This window comes from Pseudomonas sp. 43(2021) (assembly GCF_017490805.1).
Classification (GTDB): domain Bacteria; phylum Pseudomonadota; class Gammaproteobacteria; order Pseudomonadales; family Pseudomonadaceae; genus Aquipseudomonas.
Map to the genome: position 1 here is coordinate 1 of NZ_JAFGYJ010000634.1, position 264 is coordinate 264.

Annotated in this window: 1 protein-coding gene; it reads right to left on the reverse strand. The window is 69.3% G+C overall.

What is annotated here, in order from left to right; all coding sequences use genetic code 11:
- On the reverse strand, nucleotides 1–264 hold a 264-nt coding region (locus tag J5M71_RS29725; RefSeq protein ID WP_207839151.1), incomplete at both ends, for an Ig-like domain-containing protein.

The window sequence follows — 264 nt, forward strand, 5'->3', positions numbered from 1 at the left end:
CCACGGTGCCATTGGGCAGCGGCGTGCCCGGGGTGAACGTCCAGTTGCCACTGCCATCGGCCGTCACCTGGCCAATCGGATTACCACTGCCGTCGGTGAGCGTCACCGTGCTGTTTGGCTCGGCGGTGCCGTTGATCACGGCGCCATTGCTCGGGTTGACCACCGGCGCAGCGGGTGCGAGCGCATCCACCGTGGTGCTGCCCTGCGGGCCGGTATTGCCGGCCGGGTCCTGGGCCACGGCGTTGACTACCGTGCCGTTGGCCA